This is a genomic window from Thermococcus sp. 21S9, from assembly GCF_012027635.1.
Taxonomy (GTDB): domain Archaea; phylum Methanobacteriota_B; class Thermococci; order Thermococcales; family Thermococcaceae; genus Thermococcus.
In genome coordinates this window covers 1-396 of sequence record NZ_SNUS01000067.1, presented here as the reverse complement: position 1 = coordinate 396, position 396 = coordinate 1, and the positions used below count along the sequence as shown (strand labels likewise).

The 396-nt window shown below is 42.9% G+C and carries 1 protein-coding gene; it reads left to right on the top strand.

Annotation, left to right across the window (positions count from 1 at the left end; all coding sequences use genetic code 11):
• Positions 1–396, top strand: a 396-nt coding sequence (locus E3E28_RS11005; protein ID WP_167915472.1) for a Gfo/Idh/MocA family protein, incomplete at both ends; no start/stop codon positions are given.

Here is a 396-nt window from a genome sequence, read left to right as displayed (position 1 = left end):
AAGTTGATGCTGTTTATGTCGCAATCGAGACCTACCGCCATAAGGAAGTTGCTCTTAGAGTTATTGAAGAGGGGAAACATCTTCTCCTAGAAAAGCCAATTGCTTTGACTCTTGAAGATGCTGACGAAATTATCAAAGCGGCTAGGAAAGCTGGAGTTAAACTGATGGTGCCTTTCAATCCGAGATTCACAATTCCCCTTAGAAAAGCAAAGAGCATGATTGAAAACGGAGAAATAGGGAAGTTGGAATACATTTATGCAATTTCGGAGTATGTTAAGCCGCCAATATTCTTGGAAGGCTTGGACATGACTTGGTTCCTCGATGTTAGAAAGTCTGGTGGCGGGGGTTTTATGGACACTGCACCACATGGAATTGATTCTCTCCTCTGGTTGACAG